This window comes from Streptomyces sp. NPDC046977 (assembly GCF_040644455.1).
In the GTDB taxonomy this organism is placed as follows: domain Bacteria; phylum Actinomycetota; class Actinomycetes; order Streptomycetales; family Streptomycetaceae; genus Actinacidiphila.
This window is the reverse complement of sequence record NZ_JBEYWO010000024.1, coordinates 1-22,300: the sequence shown is the minus strand read 5'-3', so window position 1 is coordinate 22,300 and position 22,300 is coordinate 1. Positions and strand designations below refer to the sequence as shown.

Below are 22,300 nucleotides of genomic sequence, written 5' to 3'. Positions count from 1 at the left end.
CGTCGGAGCCGCGGTCTAGGAAGCCACCCGCGCCCGGTGCCCAGGCAGTGTCCGGGCACCGCCCGTGCCGCGGGTCCCGCGGCGTGCCCGGCGCCGCTCCCGCCGCCGTTCGCGGCGCAGCGCGCGGGCGGCGCTGCTGGGGCTGGAGATCACGCCGTTGCGCTGGTTCCACACCTGGCGCGTGATCCACACGTCCAGCACCGCCCACGTCGCCACCACGGTGCTGCCTATCGCGGCGAGCGTCGCGGGCGCCGCGATCCACGAGTGTCCGGCCGCCCCCAGTGTCGCGACCACCGCCGCGATGAGCGTGAAGGACACGACGAGCACGGCCCGCACGGCCGAGACGCGGACCGGATCGGGCATGCGTGGCCGCCCGACCGGCTCCTCGACCCACAGTGAGCGCCGCTTCCGGCGTTCCGGAATGTCCCGATCCAATGCGTCCTCGACAAGGTCGTCCACGAAATCTGCTCCCTCGCGGGATCCGGGTGGTGCGGTGCCGGACCCCCGATGTCCGACTCCAGAGTGGCTGCCCGGTATCCGCCGATGAATGCCCCCCGCATTCCGGAGCGCCCCTCCCCGCCCCGATCACGAACGACAGGTGCCCGTGGTTCCCGATGCGCTGCATTTCGGCCAGCGACGGCCGCCGTTCATCCGTACGAATCGGGTCGTCCCGGGACAAGAGAGGAAGGCGGGCTTTCGGACGGGGCAGGTTGCAGTAGTAGGCTCGCGCCGTTTATTGCCGGAACAGGACGCCCCGTGACCGGGTCCGACGTTGGGGAGGCCATGCGCTTTCGCGGTACGACGATCCGGCGGAAGATCGTGGCACTGCTGCTCATTCCGCTGGTGTCCCTCACGGCCATCTGGGCCTTCGCGGCCACATTGACGGGCCGTCAGGTGTGGGGCCTGTTCGGCGTGGAGCGCACGGTCAACGAACTCCGCTACCCGGTCGAGGACACCGTTCAGGCGCTTCAGCAGGAACGCAGGGCCTCCCTGGTGTACTTGGCCGATCCTCGCCGGTCCGACACCCGCGGCGTCCTGCTGCGCAGCGAGCGCGAGACGGACGACCTGATCGCGCGACTGCGCTCCAACGCGGCCTCCCCCGCCAACCGGGCCCCGCTGACCGAGGACGCGCGCCGCCGTCTCGATCTCGTCGTCAGCGGCTTCGGCGCCGTCGACGCGCTGCGCGACAAGGTCGTCAAGGGCACCGTGGGCCGCAATGAGGCCTTCGCCGCCTACAGCGCGCTGTTCCGCCCGTGCTACGACTTCCTCGACACGCTCAACCCGCTCAACAACGCGGCCATCGACAAGCAGAGCCGCGCGCTCATCCAGCTCGCCCGGGCCCGCGAGGCGGTCAGCCAGGAGGACGCGCTCGTGGCCGCCGCCGTCACGGCCGGCCGCATGAGCCCGCAGGAGATGCGCTCGTTCACCTTCGCCGTGGCCGAGCAGCGCGCCTACTTCGCCGACAACCTCGGCCTGCTGACCGAGGCAGAGCGCGCCGTCTACCGGGACTACTGGGAGGGCCCGGCCGGACGCGCCCTGCGCACGGCCGAGGACGCCGTGATCGCCGCCGGGGCCGGCGGCGCACCCAGGGCCGCCGACCGCGCCTCCTGGCAGTCCACGGCCACCGCCGCCCTCGGCGACCTGGACCGCACCGGCACCGCGGCCGGCGACCTCTACAAGAAGAGCGCCGAACCGATCGCCATGCGGCTGCTGGCGAGCGCCGCGATCGCGGGCGGTCTCGGCCTCGTCGCGGTGATCGCCTCCGTCGTCGTCTCCTTCCGCATCGGCCGCGGCCTCATCCGCGACCTGTCGCGGCTGCGCAAGGAGGCCCAGGAGGTCTCCGGGGTCCGGCTGCCCCGTGTCATGCGCCGCCTCGCCGCCGGTGAGGAGGTCGACGTGGAGACCGAGGCACCGCGCCTGGACTACTCCGACGACGAGGTCGGCCAGGTGGGCAAGGCCGTCAACACCCTCCAGCGGGCCGCCGTCGAGGCGGCCGTGCGCCAGTCCGAGATGCGCCGCGGCGTCTCCGAGGTCTTCGTCAACCTCGCCCGCCGCAGCCAGGTCCTGCTGCACCGCCAGCTGACGCTGCTGGACGCCATGGAGCGCCGCACCGAGGACGCCCTGGAACTCGCGGACCTCTTCCGCCTGGACCACATGACCACCCGCATGCGCCGGCACGCCGAGGGCCTGGTCATCCTCTCCGGCGCGGTGCCGTCACGGCAGTGGCGCAAGCCGGTCCAGCTGATGGACGTGGTCCGCGCGGCCGTCGCCGAGATCGAGGACTACGAGCGCGTCGAGGTGCGCCGGCTGCCCCGGCTCGCGGTCACGGGTGCGGCCGTCGCCGACCTGACCCATCTGATCGCCGAACTCATCGAGAACGCCACGGTGTTCTCGCCCCCGCACACGCACGTCCAGGTGCACGGCGAGGCCGTCGCCAACGGCTTCACCCTGGAGATCGACGACCGCGGCCTCGGGCTCACCCCCGACGCCCTGCTGGAGGCCAACCTCCGGCTCGCCGAGACCCCCGAGTTCGAGCTCTCCGACACCGACCGGCTCGGCCTCTTCGTGGTCAGCCGGCTCGCCCGGCGCCAGGGCGTGCGCGTCTCGCTGCGTCAGTCCCCCTACGGCGGCACCACGGCGGTCGTCCTGGTCCCCACGGAGCTGCTGACCGACGGCGGTGACGCCGCCGGCGCGGGCGGCCGTGCCGAGGACGCCGTCTTCGGCGAGCCCGGCGGCTCCGATGGGGGCGACGACGCCATGGCCGCCGCCACCGAGCACGGCTTCCGCACCTGGGGCCTGAACCCGGAGCCGGACGAGGAGCCGCGCGAGCACCGCAGGCACGACCCGGACCCGGCGGCCGCGCCGCTGTCCGTGGTTCCGGCGGCCGCGCCGGAACCGCCGGAGCCGGGCGCCCTGCCGCGCCGCCGCCGCACCCCGGTGCTGGTCTCCGAGAACGGCCGGCCGGTCGCCGCGGGCACCAAGGAGCGTCCCGCGCCCGCGGCCGAGGCTCCCGCACCCGACGCGGCCGCCTCCGGCGGGCTCCCGCGCCGGGTGCGGCAGGCCAGCCTCGCCCCGCAACTGCGCACCGACACGAGTACGGAGACGCCCGTTCCCGCCGCCCGCGCGACCGGGGACGGCGGCGGCCGTGAGCGGACCCCCGAGGAGGTGCGCGACCGTATGGCCTCCCTCCAGCGCGGCTGGGAGCGCGGCCGGGCGGACCACCTCGACGAACCAGACGCCCCCCGTCCCGCCCGCCCGGGGGCTGCCCCGGCGGAGCCGGGGGGAGACAGCGCAACCAGAACCACCACTGAGGGGAACGGTCCATGACCGCACCATCGAGCCCGACCCGCGAGCTGAGCTGGCTCCTCGACGAGCTGGTCGGCCGCGTCGCCAGCATCCGCAAGGCCCTTGTGCTGTCCGGCGACGGCCTGGCCACGGGCGCGTCCGAAGGACTGTCGCGCGAGGACGCGGAGCACCTGGCCGCCGTCGCCTCCGGCTTCCACAGCCTCGCCAAGGGCGTCGGACGGCACTTCGAGGCCGGCCAGGTCCGGCAGACCCTTGTGGAGCTCGACGAGGCCTTCCTGTTCGTCACGGCGGCCGGCGACGGCAGTTGCCTGGCGGTCCTGGCCGACGCCGACTCCGACGTCGGCCAGATCGCGTACGAGATGGCGCTGCTGGTGAAGCGGGTGGGCGTGCACCTGGCCACCGCGCCGCGCGACGAAGACGCCCGGGCGGTGTGACGGGCGCGCGATGACTTCCGAAGCGGACCGCTGGTACGACGACGACGCCGGGCCCGTGGTGCGGCCCTACGCGATGACGCGCGGGCGTACCAGCCATGCCGCCGAGAGCCGGCTCGACCTGATCGCCCTGGTGATCTCCGAGTCCCGTTCCGGGGACGCCGAGGAGGACGCCGACCACACCCTGTCGCCCGAGCACGTCGACATCGTGGAACGGTGCCGGGAGCAGCCGACGTCGGTGGCGGAACTCGCGGCCGACCTCGATCTGCCGGTCGGTGTCGTCCGCGTGCTCGTCGGTGACGTTCTGGAGGCCGGGCTCGTCCACGTGACCCGCCCGGTGCCGCCGGCCGAACTGCCCGACGAGGGGCTGCTGCGCGAGGTCATCGAGGGCCTGCGCGCTCTGTGACGACGGTGCTGTCCGGGAAAAACCAGCGGGGCCGCAACGGCACAGGGCCCGCGGCGAGTTGGGCGGTCGGATCGTAGTAGGGTTCCCCCTGCCGTGAGCCGACCGTCCGACAATTCCAGGAGTGATCGATGGTCTTCGGGCGCTCTGACCGCCGTCCTTCCGTCGTCGAGCCGGTCACCCTCAAGATCCTGGTGGCGGGCGGCTTCGGTGTCGGCAAGACCACGCTCGTCGGCGCGGTCAGCGAGATCCGGCCGCTGCGCACCGAGGAGGCGCTGAGCGAGGCGGGCCGTCCGGTGGACGACATCGCCGGTGTCGAGTCCAAGCGCACCACCACCGTGGCGATGGACTTCGGCCGCATCACCCTCCGCGAGGACCTGGTCCTCTACCTCTTCGGCACCCCCGGCCAGGACCGCTTCTGGTTCCTGTGGGACGAGCTGGCCCAGGGCGCCCTGGGCGCGGTCGTCCTGGCCGACACCAGGCGGCTGGAGGACTGCTTCTCCGCGATCGACTACTTCGAGCGGCGCGGCATCCCCTTCGCCGTCGCCGTGAACTGCTTCGACGGCGCGGAGCAGCACGAGCCCGAGGTCGTCCGCGACGCGCTCGACCTCGACCCCGAGGTGCCGCTGCTGATGTGCGACGCGCGGGACCGCGCCTCGGCGAAGAAAGTGCTCATCACCGTCGTCGAGCACGCGGCCCAGCAGGCGGGCGTCCGGCGGGCGGCCGCCGCCAACTGAGCCGCGCGGCCCGCTCAGACGGCCGGTACGGGCACGCCGTCCTCACGGTCGTCGAGATCGTCGTCCCCGCCGGCGCCCGCGGCGCCGGTCGGTTCCTCCTCCCAGCCGAAGCTGCGCTCGACCGCCTTCTTCCAACTGCGGTACCCCTGCTCACGGGTCCGCGCGTCCATCCGCGGCTCCCACTGCGCGTCCTGCTGCCAGAGCGCCTTGAGGGTGTCGAGGCCGTCCCACACACCCGTGGCGAGCCCCGCCGCGTAGGCCGCGCCGAGCGCCGTGGTCTCCGGGACCCGGGGCCGGACCACCGGGACGCCCAGGACGTCCGCCTGGTGCTGCATCAGCAGGCTGTTGGCGGTCATGCCACCGTCCACCTTGAGCGCGGTCAGCCGCACCCCGGAGTCCTGGTACATCGCGTCCACGACCTCGCGGGTCTGCCAGCTCGTCGCCTCCAGCACGGCCCGCGCCAGGTGCGCCTTGGTGACGTACCGGGTGAGGCCGGTGATCACCCCGCGCGCGTCGGAGCGCCAGTAGGGCGCGTACAGGCCGGAGAAGGCCGGGACGATGTAGGCACCGCCGTTGTCCGTGACGCTGGCGGCCAGTGGTTCGATCTCGTCGGCGGACCTGATGATGCCGAGGCTGTCGCGGAACCACTGGACGAGGGCGCCCGTGATGGCGATCGAGCCCTCCAGGCAGTACACCGGCGGCTCGCTGCCCAGCCGGTAGCCCATCGTGGTGATCAGCCCGCTCTTGGACGGCACCGGGCGGTCGCCGGTGTTGAGCAGCAGGAAGCTGCCCGTGCCGTAGGTGTTCTTCGCGTCGCCCGTCGCGTAGCAGGCCTGGCCGAAGACGGCGGCCTGCTGGTCGCCGAGCGCGGCGGCGACCGGGACGCCGGCGAGGGCGCCGACCGCGGTGCCGTAGACCTCCGAGGAGGAGCGGATCTCCGGGAGGACCGCCTCGGGGACGTTCATCGCGGCGAGGATCGCCGGGTCCCACTGGAGCGTCTCCAGGTTCATCAGCATCGTCCGGCTGGCGTTGGTGACGTCCGTGACGTGCGTGCCGCCCTCGGTGCCGCCGGTGAGGTTCCAGATCAGCCAGGAGTCGACGGTGCCGAAGGCGATCTCGCCGTTCTCCGCCCGGCGCCGCAGTCCCGGTACGTTGTCCAGCAGCCAGGCGGCCTTGGGTCCGGAGAAGTAGCTGGCCAGCGGCAGCCCGGTGGACTCGCGGAAGCGGTCCTGGCCGTCGGTGCCGCCGAGCCGGGCGCAGAGCGCGGCCGTCCGGGTGTCCTGCCAGACGATCGCGTTGTGCACCGGGCGGCCGGTGGCGCGGTCCCACAGCACGGTCGTCTCGCGCTGGTTGGTGATGCCGAGGGCGCTGAGCTGGTCGGGGCGCAGCCGTGCCTTGGCGAGCGCGCCAGCCACCACCGCCTGCACCTTGGACCAGATCTCCGTCGCGTCGTGCTCCACCCAGCCGGGCTTGGGGAAGATCTGGCGGTGCTCGCGCTGGTCGAGCGCGACGACCGACCCGTGGGAGTCGAAGACGATGCACCGGCTGGAGGTCGTGCCCTGGTCGATGGCTGCCACGTATCGCGTGGCCTGGTCGGACGTTTCGGTCATGACCGCCTCACTTGAACGCTGCGTTGTAGATGAGACCTGACAGGGCGCCGCCGAGCAGCGGGCCGGCCACCGGGATCCACGCGTACGTCCAGTCCGAGGTGCCCTTGAACGGGATGGGCAGGACGGAGTGGACGATGCGCGGGCCGAGGTCACGCGCGGGGTTGATGGCGTAGCCGGTGGGCCCGCCGAGCGACAGGCCGATGCCGGTGACGAGGAGGGCCACGATGAGGGTGCCGGTGCCGGTCTCGCCGAGGCCCTTGCTCAGGCCGAAGGCCAGGATCGGCAGGACGAGGCCCATGGTGGCGATGGTCTCGGTGGCGAGGTTCTGCCACCAGACGCGGATCTCGGGGATCGTCGAGAACACCGCCAGGGTGGGCTGCCGGGCCTCCTCCTCGGCGTTGGCCCGGAACTGGCCGAAGTAGACGAGCCAGCACAGGACGGCGCCGAGCATCGCGCCGACGATCTGCCCGGCCAGGTAGTACGGGACCTGGGTCCACTTGCCCGAGCTGATGGCGACCCCGAAGGTCACGGCGGGATTGAGCTGGCCGCCGGACAGCGGTCCGGCGGTGTAGGCGCCGGCGAGGACGGCGAGCCCCCAGCCGAAGGAGATGACGATCCAGCCCGACGCCCGGGCCTTCGAGTGGTGGAGCAGCACGCCCGCGACCACACCGGCGCCGAAGAGGACCAGGATCGCCGTTCCGATGATCTCGCCGACGAAGACGTCTCCGTTGGAATACATGGCGGCTCCTTCTGCGGGCGCACGTGTCGGGTGTGCGCCGGCCAGAGAATCGCACGGAGACACGGGTGCAGAGGGTCCCGCCTCCCGCCCGGCTTCCGCGCCACCCGGAAGTGTTGTCCTGGGGTGATGAACCGTCAAGCTATCGGACAGATCACCTGATTACGACCACCGACGAGCCGTGGCATCGCCGTCGAGGACGGGCCCGGTGCGCCGTCACCCCCGCGCGGCCGCCCGTGACCTGCCGTGCGTCCGTCCGGCCGTACGTCCGCCGGTGACGCTCGCCGCGGCCGACGGCCGGCCGGTACCGCCGGGGCTGCCCGGGCAGTTCCTGACCGTGCGGATGCGGCCCAGCCCGGACGGGCCGCCGGTGATCCGCAGCTACTCGCTGTCGGGCCGGCCGGGCGCGGCGGCCTACCGGCGTCCGTCCGGCCGTACGTCCGCCGGGTCGCGCGGGTCCGTGCCGCCCTCCCGTGCGGGGGCGGGGGTCCGCGCGGGATCGACCGGAATCCGCACGAAAACAGGCTGGACGCTGTCGGGGCCGGCTGCTAGGTTCTTCTCGAAGCGAGAAATACTCGAAGTGAGAACAACTGACCCGGAGGTGGCGGGGGATGGCGGACCGGCAGGGTGAGGACGACTTCCTCGCCGCCTATGACCCACGCGCCTTCGACCCCATCGCCGTGACCGTCGACGTCGTCGCCCTGACCCTGCGTCAGGGAGTGCTCCACGTGCTGCTGGTGCGGCGCGGCGCGCAGCCCTTCGAGGGCGCCTGGGCGCTGCCGGGCGGCTTCGTGCGGGCCGGCCGTGAATCCCTGGACCGGGCGGCCGCCCGGGAACTCGCCGAGGAGACCGGGCTGGACGAGGAGCGCGGCCTCGGCCGCGTCCACCTCGAACAGCTCGGCTCCTACGGCGCACCCGACCGCGACCCGCGCATGCATGTCGTCTCGGTCGCCTATCTCGCCTTCGCCCCTGACCTCCCCGAGGCCCGCGCCGGCAGCGACGCCGCCGCGGCCGAGTGGGTCCCGGTGGCGTCCCTCGCCCCGGAGGGGAACCCGGACCCGGCTCCGCCGCGTCCCATGGAGCAGGACCGGCCGGCCGGGATCCACGGGGGTGGTTCCGGCCGCCGGTCCGCCGAAGTCCTGCCGTCCGACACCGGCACGCCGCTCGCCTTCGACCACGGCGCGATCCTCGCCGACGGCCTCGAACGCGCCCGTTCCAAGATCGAGTACAGCCCGCTGGCCACGGCCTTCCTGGGCGAGGAGTTCACCGTCACCGAACTCCGCTCCGTCTACGAGGCGGTGTGGGGGCGGACCCTGCACGCGGGGAACTTCCACCGCAAGATCCTCTCCGTCCCCGGGTTCGTGGAGTCGACCGGCGCCACCGCCGCGCGCGGCGGTGCCAAGGGCGGCCCCCGTGCCCGCCTCTACCGTGCGGGCGACGCGCGCCTGCTGCATCCCGCACTGCTCCGCCCCGACCGGGAGGAGAGCGTCCGATGAACACCACCGCCCGCCGGCCGCGCACCTTCGACGAGGCGCTGGCCGCCCTGGGGCGTCCGTTCCCCTCCGACAGCGCCGAGGCCGCCCGCCACTACCGCCGCCTCGCCCGGCTGCTCCACCCCGACACGGCACCGGCCGGCCGCGCGGCCGAGGCGGAGACGGCCTTCGTGCGGCTCACCGCCCAGTGGCGGCGGCACACCGGCGACGGCCCCGTGCTCACCACCGCACGCGGCACGTACCCGCTCGGCCGTGTGCTCGCCACCGGCGACCTGGCGGTGCTGCGCGCCGGCGGCCCGGACACCGTCCTGAAGATCCCGCGCCGCCCCGCCGACAACGACCTGATGGAGCGTGAGGCGGACGCCCTCACCCGGCTGCACACCGCGGCCGAGGCGCGGCACCGCGCCTACGCCCCCCGTCTCGTCGAGTCGTTCCGCCACCGCGGCCCCGACGGCACCGAACGCCGCGTCAACGCCCTCCAGCGGCTGCGCGGCTTCCACACCCTCGCCGAGGTCCGTGCCCTCCACCCGGGCGGCCTGGACCCGCGCGACGCCGCCTGGATGTGGCGCCGGCTGCTGGTCGCCCTCGGCTGGGCGCACCGCGCGGGGATCGTCCACGGCGCCGTCCTGCCCGAGCACGTCCTGATCCATCCCGCGCGGCACGGCCTCGTCCTGATCGACTGGTGCTACGCCACCGAGCGCGGCGCGACCGTCCCGGCGCTCGTCGAGCGGCATCGCGCGCTCTACCCGCCCGAGGTCACCGGCCGGCGTCCCGCCACCGAGGCCACCGACATCCACCTCGCCTCGCAGTGCGTCGCGCACCTGATGGGGGACCGGGCGCCCATGCCGCTGCGCGCCTTCCTCCGCGGTTGCACGCTCCCCGCCGAGGCCCGCCGTCCGCACGACGCGTGGCGGCTGCTCGCGGAGCTCGACGAGGCCCTGGAACGCCTCTACGGCCCGCGCACCTTCCGCCCGTTCACCATGCCGGGCACCCGCACCTGACCCACCAAGGGGGAAACACCATGGGCAGCGGAAGCTGGTCCACCAACGTCTACGACGCCGCCGCGCGCTACCGCGCCGCCTCCGGCACCGGCGCCTTCGCCTACAGCGACCGCGTCACCTCGTCCGCACCGCGCGGTTCCTGGGCCGCGCACCCCTCGCTCGACCCGAAGGGCATCGGCGTCCGCGAGAGCCGCGACTCCGACGAGCACCCCACCTCGCTGGCCATCGCCGTTCTTTTCGACGTCACCGGCTCCATGCGGACCGTCCCGCAGGTGCTGCAGACCAAGCTCCCCGAGCTGTTCGGCCTGCTGCTGCGCAAGGGCTACGCCGAGCACCCGCAGCTCCTCTTCGGCGCGATCGGCGACGCCACCTGCGACCGGGTCCCGCTCCAGCTCGGCCAGTTCGAGTCCGACAACCGCATGGACGACGACCTCGGCAACATCCTTCTGGAGGGCGGTGGCGGCGGCCAGATGACCGAGTCGTACGAGCTCGCCCTCTACGCCATGGCCCGGCACACCTCCCTCGACTGCCACGAGAAGCGCGGCCGGCGCGGCTACCTCTTCCTCGTCGGCGACGAGCTGCCCTACGGCAAGGTCAAGGCCGACGAGGTGTACGAGGTGCTCGGCGACGACCTCCCCGAGGACATCCCCGTCACACGGATCGTCGCCGAACTCCGGCAGAAGTTCGACGTGTACTACATCCTGCCGGCGGGTTCCTCGTACGTCGGCAACGCCGAGGTCCTCGGCACCTGGCGCAAGCTGCTCGGCCAGAACGTCATCGAGCTGGACGACCTCGACGCCGTCTGCGAGACCATCGCCCTCACCGTCGGTCTCGGCGAGGAGGCCATCGACCTCGCCGAAGGCCTGGACGACCTCGCCGACGTCGGCTCCGCGGCCACCGCCTCCGTCGGCAAGGCCCTGGCCGCCCTGGACCGCGACCGCTCGGCCGTGGCGGTGACGGACACGTCGCTTCTCGACGGCGCGGACGGCACCGACGACGCGGACGACTCCCGCGGTACGACGCGCCTGTAACCGCACCACCCCACCGGAGGGACCCCGAACCGTGCACACCATCGTCGTCGACCTCGGCTACGGCGACGCCGGCAAGGGCACCGTCGTGGACCGGCTCTGCGCCACCGGGCCGGTCCACGCCGTGGTCCGCTTCAACGGCGGCGCCCAGGCGGCCCACAACGTCGTCACCGCCGACGGACGCCACCACACCTTCGCCCAGTTCGGCTCGGGCACCCTGCACGGGGTGCCGACGCACCTGTCCCGCTTCATGATGGTCGACCCGCTCGCGCTCGCCGCCGAGGCCGACCACCTCACCGCGCTCGGCGTCCCGGCGCCGTACGCCCTGCTGACCGTCGACCGCGAGGCCCGCCTCACCACGCCCTACCACGCCGCCGCCAACCGCCTGCGCGAGCGGGCGCGCGGGGCGGCGCGGCACGGCTCGTGCGGCATGGGCATCGGGGAGACCGCGGCGTACGCCCTCGCGCACCCCGAGGACGCACCCACCGCCGGCGACTGCGTCTCCCGCCCCCGGCTCCTGCGCAAGCTGCGCCTCCTGCACGACCGCCTGGCCGACGAGCTCGGGCGCGCCCTGCCCGCCCCGCCGCCGGAGCACTGCGCCGACGCCTTCACCGCCTTCGCCCGCGCCGTCACCCTCACCGACGGCGCGCACCTGGCCCGCGTGCTGCGCACCGGACCCGTGGTGTTCGAGGGCGCCCAGGGAGTGCTCCTCGACGAGTGGCACGGCTTCCACCCGTACACCACCTGGTCGACGACGACCTTCGCCAACGCCGCGGCCCTGCTGGCCGAGTCGGGCCGGACGGCGCGGCGCCTCGGGGTCGTCCGCGCGTACACCACGCGGCACGGCCCCGGGCCGCACATGACCGAGGACCCCGGGCTCGCCCCTTTCCTGCCCGAACCCCACAACGGCACGGGCGCCTGGCAGGGAGCCTTCCGTGTCGGCCACTTCGACGCCGTGGCGCACGCCTACGCCGCCGAGGTGTGCGGCGGCGTGGACGCCCTCGCGCTGACCCACCTCGACGCACCCGCACGCTGCCCGGAGCTCCGGCTCGTCCGCGGCTACGACACCGGGGAGAGCCGGCTGCCCGTCCCCCGCACCGGCGACCTGACCGCTCAGGCCGCACTCACCGCCCGACTGGCGACCGCCCGGCCCGCGCGCTGGGACGTTCCCGGCGCCGACGCGGACGCCTGGTCGGAGGCGGTCGGCGCGGCGCTGGGCGCCCCTGTCGTCCTGGAGTCGTACGGGCCGACCGCCGCCGACAAGCGGGAGGTTCAGCGCAGGATGCCGGCCTGCCGCGCGGCGGTCAGCCAGGACGGGAACTCGGACAGGATCCGGTCGTAGAGCTCGGCGTCCGGCACGGCCGCGATGTCGTCCACGGCGAAGAACCCCACATTGTCCACGCGCCGGCCCGGCAATGTGTCGAAGCGTTCCAGCACACCGAAGTTGGCCCGGCCCAGCCCGACGAACTGCCAGAACACCGGCTCCTCGACCGCCTCCCGCAGCTGCCGCTCGATCTGCGCGTCGCGGTAGACGCCTCCGTCGGAGAAGAACAGCACGAGGGTCGGCACCGGCGCCGGGTTCGCCCGCACGAAGTCCCGGACCTCCGCGATGACCTTCTGCTCCTCGTTCTGGATGCCGACGAACCGCATGTCGACCTGGCCCGGCTGCATGCCGCCGCGCGGTTTTCTCGGCCGGCCGAACAGGCTCAGCTCGCCGACCCGCACGTGCAGCCGCAGCCACTCCGGCAGTTCCGCCAGGCGCAGGTCCGGCAGACGCGCCGGGAAGGAGGCGAAGGTCCACGCCTGCATCTCGCCGTCGTCGTCCATCTGCGCGGCGACCGCCGCCATGCGCTCCACGACCCCGGCGACGACGCCCCGCGCGTACAGGCCGCTCATCGAGCCGGACGCGTCGAGCACCAGCACCACCCGCGCGACGACGTCCGCCGCTCCGTGCTTGCGCAGGCTGACGGCCACCTGCTCCTTGCGCAGGCTCAGGCGCTTGCGCATGTCGGGCGGCAGGTGTTCCTCGCCCTTGGTGAGCCGTACGGCCGCGACCGGCGCGGGCGGGGGCGGGGGCGCCGTCACCGGGAACGGGGGAGGCGGCGGTGCCGCGGGGGCGGCGGGGGCCGCCGGCGCGTCGACGGTGATGCCGAAGTCGGTGGCCAGCCCCGCGAGTCCGGACGCCCAGCCTTGGCCCACCGCCCGGAACTTCCAGACGCCCGAACGCCGGTACAGCTCCCCGCCGACGAACGCCGTCTCCGACTCCGCCCGCATGTCGAAGCGCGCGATCTCCGCCCCGTTGCGGGCGTCCAGCAGGCGCAGCCGGAGCCCCGGCACCTGCCCGAAGGTCCCGCCGTCCGCGGACGCGCAGAGCACGATGCGCTCGACGGTCGGCTCCACCCGCGCGAGGTCGACGTCGAGGGCGTCTGTCGCCAGCGCGGGGCCCTGCTGCTTCCCGACGTGCCGTACGGCCTCGGAGCCGTGCACGGGCTGGTTGTAGAAGACGAGGTCGCCGTCCGAACGCACCCGCCCCTCGGCGGTGAGCAGCAGCGCCGAGGCGTCGACGTCGGGCACGCCGGGGCCCGGCGACCAGTCAAGCACGGCCCGCACGGCCGGTACGGGCACCGGGAGATTGGCGCCCTTTCGCAGGGATTCGGGTGTCACGCAGGCCAGTCTGCCCTGTCACCCGCCGTGTCGGACAGGGATCGGCGGCCGACACCCTGAGGCCGTACCGGACCGGGTACAGTCCGCGGGTGACCAATCGTCAGAAGGACAGCCACTGCTCCTACTGCGGTGCTGCGTTCGGCCCCGGCGCCGGATGGCCGCGGACCTGCCCCGTCTGCGGCAACGTCACCTACCGCAACCCGCTGCCGGTCGCGATCGCGGTGCTGCCCGTGCGGACGGACGGCACGACGGGGCTGGTCGTCGTCCGCCGGACCATCGAGCCGGCACGCGGCATGATCGCCCTTCCCGGCGGATTCGTCGACCACGGCGAGACCTGGCAGCAGGCCGTGGTCCGCGAACTCGACGAGGAGACCGGCATCAAGGCCTCCGTCGACGACGTCCGGCTCGCGGACGCCCTCAGCGGCGACACCGGCCATGTGCTGCTCTTCGGCCTGCTGCCCGAACGGGCCGAGGAGGACCTGCCGCCGGACGTCCCCACGGACGAGACCGACTCCCGGCAGATCCTCACCGCGCCCGTCCCGCTCGCCTTCCCGCTGCACACGGAGGCCGTGCGGAACTGGTTCGCCGGCCGCTACTGAGCGGCGGCGCCTCGCACCCGTACGGCCCGGCCCACTTCGTCGTGTCCCTGGCGCGTCACGACCACCGCGCCGTCCGCGAGCCGGGAGGAGAAACGCTCCGTACGCGGCTCCGCCCAGCCGTCGCCCGCGTCGGTGACCAGCAGGCCGCCGCCCGTGCGCCCGGCCTGCGGGGCCCACGCCTCCAGGACCACGGACCCGTCGTCCTCCGCCACCGGGACCACCGCCCCCGCCCGCGCCAGCACCGGGATGCGCTCCTGCGGCGCGGGCAGCAGCACCTGCCCGGGGCCCTGGTACGCCTCGCCGGTCGCCGTGTCGTACCAGACGCCGCGCGGCAGCCGCACCGCCCGCTCGGTGGCGCCCTGCTCCATCACGGGGGCCACCAGCAGCGCGTCGCCCAGCAGGAACGCGTCCCCGCACGAACGGAGTTTGCGGTCCTCCGGGTCGCCCCACCACACCGGCCGCACATAGGGGGCGCCCGACTGCCGCGCCCCGTGCGCCAGCGTGTACAGGTACGGCATCAGCCGCTCCCGCTCGCGCAGCGCCGCCCGCGCGCCCTCCAGCACCCGCGGCCCGAACTCCCACGGCTCACGGCGGCCCGCCGTGATCGCCGAATGTGTGCGGAAGAAGGGGAAGTACGCGGCCATCTGGAACCAGCGCAGATACAGCTCCGGCGACGGGCTGCCGGTGAACCCGCCGACGTCCGGCCCCGAGTACGGCACCCCGCACAGCCCCAGGCCCAGCACCAGCGACAGTGAGGCGCGCAGCCCCGGCCAGCCCGTCGAGACGTCGCCCGACCACGTGCCGCCGTAGCGCTGCATGCCCGCCCAGCCCGAGCGGGAGAAGAGGAACGGCCTGCTGTCGGGCCGCAGTTCGCGCAGCCCCTCGTAACCGGCCCGCGCCATGCCCAGGCCGTAGACGTTGTGCGCCTCGCGGTGGTCGCCGCCGCGCCCCTCCAGGGCGTGCCGGGCCGAGCGGGGGAGCGTCGCGTCCCCGAACGCCGCGAAGGACACCGGCTCGTTCATGTCGTGCCACACCCCGGCGAAGCCCTGCGCCAGGCGCTCCGCGTACAGCCCGCCCCACCACTTGCGCACACGCGGGTCGGTGAAGTCGGGGTACACGGCCTCGCCCGGCCACACCACACCCCGGACGGTCTCGCCGTGGGCGTCGCGCACGAAAGCGTCCGCGGCCGCCCCGCTGTCGTGCACGGGGTTGCCCGGCTCCTCCTTGACCGCCGGGTCGACGATCGACACCAGGCGCACGCCGCCGGCTCCCAACTCGTCCGCCAGTCCGGGCAGATCGGGGAAGCGCTCGCGGTCGACGGTGAAGACCCGGTGGCCGTCGTAGTGGTCGATGTCCAGGTGGATCGCCGACAGCGGCAGCCCCCGCTCCCGGTAGCCGGCCACGACCCGGCGTACCTCGGCCGCCGAGCCGAACCCCCACCGCGAGTGCTGGTGCCCCAGCGCCCAGCGGGGCGGCAGCGCGGGCCGTCCGGTCAGCGCCGTCCACGCGGTCAGGATGCGCGACGGCGTGCCGGGGATCACCCAGTAGCGCAGCGGGCCGCCGTCCACGCGCACTTCGCAGCCCCCGGGGCGGTCGTGGCCCGACCCCGCGCCCTCCTCGCCGTCGCGCAGCGTCACCCGGCCGTCCCAGGTGTTGTCGTGGAACACCAGGTGGCTGCCCGCGTCCGCCACCACCAACTGCACCGGCATGGTGATGTAGAGCGGATCGGTCTCCGGCTCGAAGGCCCCGTCCGGGTCGGTGTTCCACAGCCGGTACGAGCCCTCGCCCAGCCGCGGCCCCGACGCCCGCCCGCCGAGCCCGAACACCGCCGCGTCCGCCGCCGTCTCCGAGCGCTGCACCCAGCGCGCCTCGGTGCCCTCCCGGGCACCGATCGGGTCCCACCAGCGCGGCGGCAGGTCCTTGCGCAGCAGCAGCCCCCCGGGGGTGCGGAACTCCACCGCGCCGTGCCGCGACACCGTCACGGTGACCCGCTCCGACACCACCCGCCAGCCGTCCTTGTCCGGCTCCATCACCGCCCGGACGTCCGCGTCCGGGCAGCCGGCCGCCAGCGCGTACGACGGCTCCGGCTCCGCCCCGTCCCAGCCGCAGAAGACCGCGCCGCCCGCCGTGACCCGCACCCGCAGGCTCGACCGGGCGAAGCGCACCAGCCCGCCGCCCGGCAGCGGGTCCGCGCCCTCGGCCGCCCCCGGCACCCGCGCCCGCTCGGGGCCCCGCCGCGGCAGGTCCCGCGCGTCCGTCCGGTGGCGGCGCCACGCGGCGCGCACCGACCGCAGCCCGTTCGCCGATCCGACCGCGCGCACCTGCCGCACCAGGTCCCCAGCATCCATGAACCCCACCCTTTCAGCGTTCCCGGCCGCCCCGCCGCCCGCGGGCCCCCGGCACAGCGGGGGCCCGGCACATGGTGACACCCCCGAATGTGTGGGGTGGGCCCTGGCGCCGAAGACGATCACGTGGCATCGTCCTGCCCATCCGCGCGCCGGGACATTCCGCCCGCCGCGGTCCGACCGCACACCACGCAGCGCCGCGTACGTCCGGGAGCCGCCCCATGAGCACCACATCCGAGCCCGCCACCCCCGCGGAGACCGTGCGGCCGCTGTGGCAGCCCGGCCCCGACCGCGTCGCGGGCGCCCAGGTGACACGCTTCCAGACCTGGGCCGCCGGGCACCACGGCGCGCCCGCGGCCGACCTCGCCGACCCCGTCGCGGGATACGCCGCGCTGCACGCCTGGTCGGTGCGCGCGCCGGAGGCCTTCTGGCAGGCCGTCGTCGAGTGGTTCGACGTGCGCTTCTCCACCCCGTACGAGTCGGTGCTCGCCGACGCCTCCATGCCGGGCGCGCGGTGGTTCCCCGGTGCCACCCTCAACTACGCCGAGCACGCGCTGCGTCCGGCCGGCGACCCCGCCCGGGCGGGTGAGCCCGCCCTGCTCCACCTCGACGAGCGGCACGACATCGGGGCGACGACATGGGCGGAACTGCACCGCCAGGTCGCCTCCCTCGCCCATGAACTGCGCGCCCTCGGGGTCCGCCCCGGCGACCGGGTGAGCGGCTACCTCCCCAACGTCCCGCAGGCGGTCGTCGCGCTGCTCGCCACCGCCGCGGTCGGCGGTGTGTGGACCTCCTGCGCGCCCGACTTCGGCGCCCGCAGCGTCCTGGACCGCTTCCAGCAGGTCGAGCCCGTCGTCCTGTTCACCATCGACGGCTACCGCTACGGCGGCAAGGAGCACGACCGCACCGCCGTCGTGGCCGAACTGCGCGGCGAACTGCCCTCGCTGCGCGCCGTCGTGCACATCCCGCTGCTGGGCACCGCGGCGCCCGAGGGGACGCTGGAGTGGGACGCCCTGGTCTCCGGCGACCGGGAACCGGCGTACGAGCAGGTCCCCTTCGACCACCCGCTGTGGGTGCTGTACTCCTCCGGCACCACCGGCCTGCCCAAGGCGATCGTCCAGTCGCAGGGCGGCATCCTGCTGGAGCACCTGAAGCAGACCGGGCTCCACATGGACCTCGGGCCGCAGGACCGCTTCTTCTGGTACACCTCCACCGGCTGGATGATGTGGAACTTCCTCGTCGGCGGCCTGCTCGCCGGCTCCACGATCGTCCTGTACGACGGCAGCCCCGGCTTCCCGGACACCGGCGCCCAGTGGGGGGTCGCCGAGCGCACCGGCACCACCGTCTTCGGCACCTCCGCCGCGTACGTCATCGCCTGCCGCAAGGCCGGCGTGCACCCGGGCCGCGACCACGACCTCTCGGCCGTCACGTGTGTGGCCACCACCGGTTCCCCGCTCCCGCCGGACGCCTTCCGCTGGATCCACGACGAGGTCAAGGAGGACCTCTGGATCGCCTCCGTCAGCGGCGGCACGGATGTGTGCAGCTGCTTCGCGGGCGGCGTGCCGACCCTCCCGGTGTACATCGGCGAGCTCCAGGCGCCCTGCCTGGGCACCGACCTCCAGGCCTGGGACCCGTACGGCAAACCCGTCACCGACGAGGTCGGCGAGCTGATCGTCACCAACCCCATGCCGTCCATGCCGATCCACTTCTGGAACGACCCCGACGGCGCCCGCTACCGCGAGAGCTACTTCGAGATGTACCCCGGCGTCTGGCGGCACGGCGACTGGATCACCCTCACCTCCCGCGGCACGGTGGTCATCCACGGACGCTCGGACTCCACGCTCAACCGCCAGGGCGTCCGCATGGGTTCCGCCGACATCTACGAGGCCGTCGAACGCCTCCCCGAGATCCGCGAGTCCCTCGTCATCGGCGTCGAACAGCCCGACGGGGGCTACTGGATGCCGCTGTTCGTCCAGCTCGCCGAGGGCGCCGAACTCGACGACACCCTGCGCGACAAGGTCAAGCGCACCATCCGCGAGCAGCTCTCGCCCCGGCACGTGCCCGACGAGATCATCCCGGTCCCCGGCATCCCGCACACCCTCACCGGCAAGCGCATCGAGGTGCCCGTCAAGAAACTCCTCCAGGGCACCCCGCTCGCCAAGGCCGTCAACCCCGGCTCCGTCGACGACATCCGGCTCCTGGCGTTCTACGAGGAACTGGCCCGCACCCGCGGCTGAAACCGGGCCGGGGCCGCCCGCCTCAGGGCGACCCCCACCGCCCCCGACGCGGCCGGGACCGTCACTGTCAGTGCCCTCGGTTACGGTGAGTGAGCATTGACCGCCAGGTCGTCACAGCGTCGCACCGTCGCACCCAGGGGGAGCCATGACCCACACCAAGAACCGCGCGAAGACCGCCCGCCGCACCGTCAGGACCGGCCGCCGCGCCCTGCGCCGCGAGGCCCCGACCACCGTCGCACTCCTGACCTGCGCCGCGGACTTCGCCGCCATGCGCGGCTACCGCAGCTTCCGGTTCCACGACCACGCCGAGTACCTGCGCCGCATGGAGGGGCTGCTGCGCACACTGACCTCCCGCGGCATCCACGTCCGCGTCGGGGTCTTCGACCCGGGCGAGTACGCCCACTACTGCGCGGACACCGGCGGCGACCCCGACACCTCCCGCGCCCGGGCGCGCTACGCGGCGGACGTCACCGCCTCCGGACCCACCGTCCCCTACGCGGGCCAGGCACTGGAACACCTCGTCACGCAGATCGAGTACGAGACGACCCGCCAGGCGACCTGGGAGCTCGCCGGCGACATCCTCGCGCGCGCCGGGGACTGCGCGTGCTGCGGCGACGACCTCGCCCGCACCTCCTTCGACCGCGCCTCCCACGCGCTGACCCGCCTCCTGGAGACCGCGGGCCCCGGCAGCCACCACGTGGTGTGCAGCGTCCCCACCGAGGACACCACCCTCCTCGCGGCGATGCACGCCCGCTGCGACGAGCACGGCATGGTCCACCTCGCCGAGGCCGAGGCGCTGGTCTGCTGCACCGTCCTGGCCGCCGGCCTGGCGACGGACAGCCCCGGCGGACTCGTCGTGCGCAGCACCGCCCTCTCCCCGGGCTCCGCGGGACGGGGCGGCCCCGGGGACGGGCCACCCGACGAGGTCCGCGGCTGGACGCTGCGCGACGGCTGGCTCAGGCCGCTGAGCGAGGCCGAGGTCTTCAACGCCTACTGCACGGACGCCGAGACCGGCGAACCCGTCCCGCCCGAGCCGGGCGTCGTCCACCGCCCCGGCTTCCCCCTCCCGCCACCGGAGGACTGACCGCACGCGGCCGCCGCCGACGCGCCGAGGGGCGCCCCGCACACCGGCGGGACGCCCCTCGTCGGAACCGCGTCCACCTCACTCGCCGGACAGCACCGCCTGCGCCGCCCGGCGCGCCTCGTCGGCCGTGTCCGTCGCCCGCGCCGCCGCCGCGGCACGCTCGCACTGCGCCAGCGTGTACTTCGCCAGCGTCGCCCGGACGTAGGGCAGCGATGCCGCGCCCATCGACAGACTGGTCACGCCCAGACCCGTCAGCACACACGCCAGCAGCGGATCGGAGGCCGCCTCGCCGCACACACCACAGCTCTTGCCCTCCGCGCGCGCCGCCTCGGCCGACGCCGCCACCAGGTCCAGCAGCGCCGGCTGCCACGGGTCCTGGAGCCGCGAGACCGACCCGACCTGGCGGTCCGCCGCGAAGGTGTACTGCGCCAGGTCGTTGGTCCCCAGCGAAATGAACTCGACCTCCTGCAGGATCGACCTCGCCCGCAGCGCGGCCGACGGGATCTCGACCATCGCACCGAACTTCGCCCGCAGACCGGCCTCCCGGCACGCGTCCGCGAACGCCTTGGCGTCGATGCGGTCCGCCACCATCGGCGCCATGACCTCCAGGTACACCGGAAGCCCCTCGGCGGCCGTGGCCAGCGCCCGCAACTGCGTCCGCAGCACGTCCGGGTGGGCCAGCAGCGTCCGCAGCCCCCGCACGCCCAGCGCCGGATTCGGCTCGTCCGCCGGCGTCAGGAACTCCAGCGGCTTGTCCGCGCCCGCGTCCAGCACCCGCACCACGACCCGGCCCTCGGGAAAGGCCTCCAGCACCTGCCGGTACGCCTCGACCTGCTTCTCCTCGGAAGGAGCCTTCTTCGAATCGTCCAGGAACAGGAATTCCGTACGGAACAGACCGACACCCTCGGCACCCGCCGCGACCGCCGCGGGGACATCGGCCGGCCCTCCGACGTTCGCGAGCAACGGCACCATGTGCCCGTCGGAGGTCGCGCCCGGCCCCGACGACGCCGCGAGCGCGGCCCTGCGCTCCGCCGCCGCCTTCGCCAGTTCCGCCCGCCGCTCCTTGCCCGGATCGACGAAGATGTCGCCGGTGCTGCCGTCCACCGCGACGACCGTGCCCTCGGTCAGTTCCGTCGCGCCCGGCAGCGCCACCACGGCGGGCACCCCGAGGGCCCGGGCCAGAATGGCGCTGTGACTGGTGGGGCCGCCCTCCTCGGTCACGAACCCCAGCACCAGCGACGGGTCCAGCAGTGCCGTGTCCGCGGGCGCCAAGTCCCGCGCGATCAGCACGTACGGCTCGTCGCTGTCCGGCACACCCGGCATGGGCACGCCGAGCAGGCGCGCCACGATGCGGTTCCGCACGTCGTCCAGGTCCGCGACCCGGCCCGCCAGGTACTCACCCGCGTTCGCCAGCAGCGCCCGGTACGAGGCGAAGGCGTCGTACACCGCGCGCTCCGCCGAACTCCCCACCGCGATGCGCCGCTCCACGTCGGCCATCAGCTCGGGGTCCTGCGCCATCAGCGCCTGGGCCTCCAGTACCGCCTGCGCCTCGCCGCCGGCCAGATTGCCGCGCGCGATCAGGTCGTTGGCGACCGCCTCGACGGCCTGCCGTGCCCGTGCCTGCTCCCGCGGCGCCTCCTCGGCCGGAATCTGCTTGGCCGGGGGCTCCAGCACCGCGGTGCCCATGTGCCGTACCTCGCCGATCGCCACACCGTGGCTGACACCGACGCCTCGCAGCGTTGTCTCCATCTCACCCGTCTCCGGTTGTCGCGGACGTACGCGACCGCGTTCCTTGTTCAACTGCGTCGGGAGTGGCCTTGCCGAAAAGGCTACGTCCAGGAGAAGAGGGTGGCCCCGACGACCACGTCGGCGTCCTCCACGACCCCGGACAGTGACTCCGGCGTCGCCTCGAGGGCCACCACCGGGCACACCGGGGACTTGCCGGCGGCCTCGACCGCCGCCGGGTTCCAGCGCACCATCGCCTGGCCGCGCGCCACGGTGTCGCCCTTGGCGACGAGCACCTCGAAGCCCGCGCCGCCCAGCTGCACCGTGTCGATGCCCAGGTGCGTCAGCACACCGTGGCCCTCCGCGTCGACCACGACGAACGCGTGCGGGTGCAGGGAGACCACCACCCCGTCGACCGGGGACACCGCCGTGGACGGCTCGCGCACGGGGTCGACCGCCGTGCCGGGACCGACCATCGCGCCGGAGAACACGGGGTCGGGCACGGCGGCCAGTCCGATGACTCGCCCGCTCAGGGGCGCCGAAACAGTCGTCATAGTGAAGCCTCCTGCAAGTGGTCCAGACCACTTAGTCTGCCACCCCCTCCCGACCCCCCACACCTCTGGGCAGCGGATTTGCTCCGACCGGGCGGGTCCACTAGGTTGGGACAACCCCCGGGACGAGTCACTGCGGAAACGTGTGTCCTCGTATTCGGGTGGTAAATCCGACGGAAAGCATCTGCTAAAGTCGGTGAAGCGGGAAAGTCGAAAGGCCGGAACGCGAAAGCAGGAAAGCAGGAAAGCAAGAATCCCCGCCGGCGGGAATCGGGCCCGAAAGAGTCTGATAAGCTGGTGACAACGAAGGGAAAGCCCGGAGGGGCCGGTGAAACGGTCTCGAAGGAAGC

General features: G+C 73.8%; 18 protein-coding genes. 11 read left to right on the top strand and 7 right to left on the bottom strand.

Translation table 11 applies throughout. The annotated features are described in order from the left end of the window. Positions 1-15 precede the first annotated feature (15 nt). A complete protein-coding gene (locus ABZ883_RS30225) occupies positions 16-459 on the bottom strand; it encodes a hypothetical protein (RefSeq protein WP_360911664.1) in 444 nt (147 codons plus the stop codon). Positions 460-783: 324 nt separating this feature from the next. Here ABZ883_RS30225 and ABZ883_RS30220 point away from each other — a divergent pair, with 324 nt between their 5' ends. From ABZ883_RS30220 to ABZ883_RS30205, 4 genes are all read left to right on the top strand, one after another. Then, positions 784-3,327, top strand: coding sequence for a nitrate- and nitrite sensing domain-containing protein (locus ABZ883_RS30220; protein ID WP_360911662.1), 2,544 nt, complete (start codon positions 784-786; stop codon positions 3,325-3,327). Next, positions 3,324-3,740 carry a roadblock/LC7 domain-containing protein gene (locus tag ABZ883_RS30215; protein WP_360911660.1) on the top strand — a complete coding sequence of 139 codons (417 nt, stop codon included), beginning with the start codon at positions 3,324-3,326 and terminating at the stop codon, positions 3,738-3,740. The genes ABZ883_RS30220 and ABZ883_RS30215 overlap by 4 nt, the downstream gene beginning before the upstream one ends. Before the next feature lie 10 nt (positions 3,741-3,750). Next, the gene (locus tag ABZ883_RS30210) at positions 3,751-4,143 is read left to right on the top strand and encodes a DUF742 domain-containing protein (RefSeq protein ID WP_360911658.1); all 393 of its coding nucleotides are present in this window, start codon (positions 3,751-3,753) and stop codon (positions 4,141-4,143) included. A 128-nt stretch (positions 4,144-4,271) separates the two neighbouring features. Beyond that, positions 4,272-4,877, top strand: a complete 606-nt coding sequence (locus ABZ883_RS30205; RefSeq protein WP_360911657.1) for an ATP/GTP-binding protein — start codon at positions 4,272-4,274, stop codon at positions 4,875-4,877. A gap of 14 nt (positions 4,878-4,891) precedes the next feature. Here ABZ883_RS30205 and glpK read toward each other — a convergent pair whose 3' ends face one another. Further along, positions 4,892-6,487, bottom strand: a complete 1,596-nt coding sequence (gene glpK, locus ABZ883_RS30200) for a glycerol kinase GlpK (RefSeq protein ID WP_360911656.1) — start codon at positions 6,485-6,487, stop codon at positions 4,892-4,894. Positions 6,488-6,494: 7 nt separating this feature from the next. After that, positions 6,495-7,226, bottom strand: a complete 732-nt coding sequence (locus ABZ883_RS30195) for an MIP/aquaporin family protein (RefSeq protein WP_360911654.1) — start codon at positions 7,224-7,226, stop codon at positions 6,495-6,497. Between the two features lie 608 nt (positions 7,227-7,834). Here ABZ883_RS30195 and ABZ883_RS30190 point away from each other — a divergent pair. Genes ABZ883_RS30190 through ABZ883_RS30175 form a run of 4 tightly spaced genes read left to right on the top strand, consistent with a single transcriptional unit; the run spans position 7,835 to position 12,087 of the window. Beyond that, on the top strand, positions 7,835-8,719 hold the full coding sequence (locus tag ABZ883_RS30190; RefSeq protein ID WP_360911652.1) for an NUDIX domain-containing protein: 885 nt from the start codon (positions 7,835-7,837) through the stop codon (positions 8,717-8,719). Then, entirely contained in the window at positions 8,716-9,717 is a 1,002-nt protein-coding gene (locus tag ABZ883_RS30185) for a molecular chaperone DnaJ (protein WP_360911650.1), read from the top strand. Before ABZ883_RS30190 ends, ABZ883_RS30185 begins: the two co-directional genes overlap by 4 nt. Positions 9,718-9,737: 20 nt before the next feature. Continuing rightward, entirely contained in the window at positions 9,738-10,748 is a 1,011-nt protein-coding gene (locus ABZ883_RS30180) for a hypothetical protein (RefSeq protein WP_360911648.1), read from the top strand. Between the two features lie 31 nt (positions 10,749-10,779). After that, complete coding sequence (locus ABZ883_RS30175) at positions 10,780-12,087, top strand: adenylosuccinate synthetase (protein ID WP_360911646.1); 1,308 nt, start codon at positions 10,780-10,782, stop codon at positions 12,085-12,087. On the opposite strand, the gene ABZ883_RS30170 is transcribed toward ABZ883_RS30175, so the two are convergent. After that, positions 12,018-13,409, bottom strand: coding sequence for a VWA domain-containing protein (locus tag ABZ883_RS30170; RefSeq protein ID WP_360911644.1), 1,392 nt, complete (start codon positions 13,407-13,409; stop codon positions 12,018-12,020). The two genes, ABZ883_RS30175 and ABZ883_RS30170, sit on opposite strands and share 70 nt — an antisense overlap. 89 nt (positions 13,410-13,498) lie before the next feature. Here ABZ883_RS30170 and ABZ883_RS30165 point away from each other — a divergent pair, with 89 nt between their 5' ends. Continuing rightward, positions 13,499-14,008: an NUDIX domain-containing protein gene (locus tag ABZ883_RS30165; RefSeq protein WP_360911642.1), complete on the top strand. Its 510-nt coding sequence runs from the start codon at positions 13,499-13,501 to the stop codon at positions 14,006-14,008. Here the strand turns inward: ABZ883_RS30165 and ABZ883_RS30160 are convergent. Further along, positions 14,002-16,356, bottom strand: a complete 2,355-nt coding sequence (locus ABZ883_RS30160; RefSeq protein ID WP_360911640.1) for a glycoside hydrolase family 31 protein — start codon at positions 16,354-16,356, stop codon at positions 14,002-14,004. The genes ABZ883_RS30165 and ABZ883_RS30160 overlap by 7 nt on opposite strands. A 218-nt stretch (positions 16,357-16,574) precedes the next feature. On the opposite strand from ABZ883_RS30160, the gene ABZ883_RS30155 reads away from it, so the two are divergent. Both ABZ883_RS30155 and ABZ883_RS30150 read left to right on the top strand, forming a co-directional pair. Then, positions 16,575-18,590, top strand: a complete 2,016-nt coding sequence (locus ABZ883_RS30155) for an acetoacetate--CoA ligase (RefSeq protein ID WP_360911638.1) — start codon at positions 16,575-16,577, stop codon at positions 18,588-18,590. A gap of 145 nt (positions 18,591-18,735) precedes the next feature. Next, positions 18,736-19,674 carry a hypothetical protein gene (locus tag ABZ883_RS30150; RefSeq protein ID WP_360911637.1) on the top strand — a complete coding sequence of 313 codons (939 nt, stop codon included), beginning with the start codon at positions 18,736-18,738 and terminating at the stop codon, positions 19,672-19,674. Between the two features lie 78 nt (positions 19,675-19,752). On the opposite strand, the gene ptsP is transcribed toward ABZ883_RS30150, so the two are convergent. Continuing rightward, complete coding sequence (gene ptsP / locus ABZ883_RS30145) at positions 19,753-21,423, bottom strand: phosphoenolpyruvate--protein phosphotransferase (RefSeq protein ID WP_360911635.1); 1,671 nt, start codon at positions 21,421-21,423, stop codon at positions 19,753-19,755. A gap of 80 nt (positions 21,424-21,503) precedes the next feature. Further along, complete coding sequence (locus ABZ883_RS30140; protein WP_360911631.1) at positions 21,504-21,953, bottom strand: PTS glucose transporter subunit IIA; 450 nt, start codon at positions 21,951-21,953, stop codon at positions 21,504-21,506. Positions 21,954-22,300 lie beyond the last annotated feature (347 nt).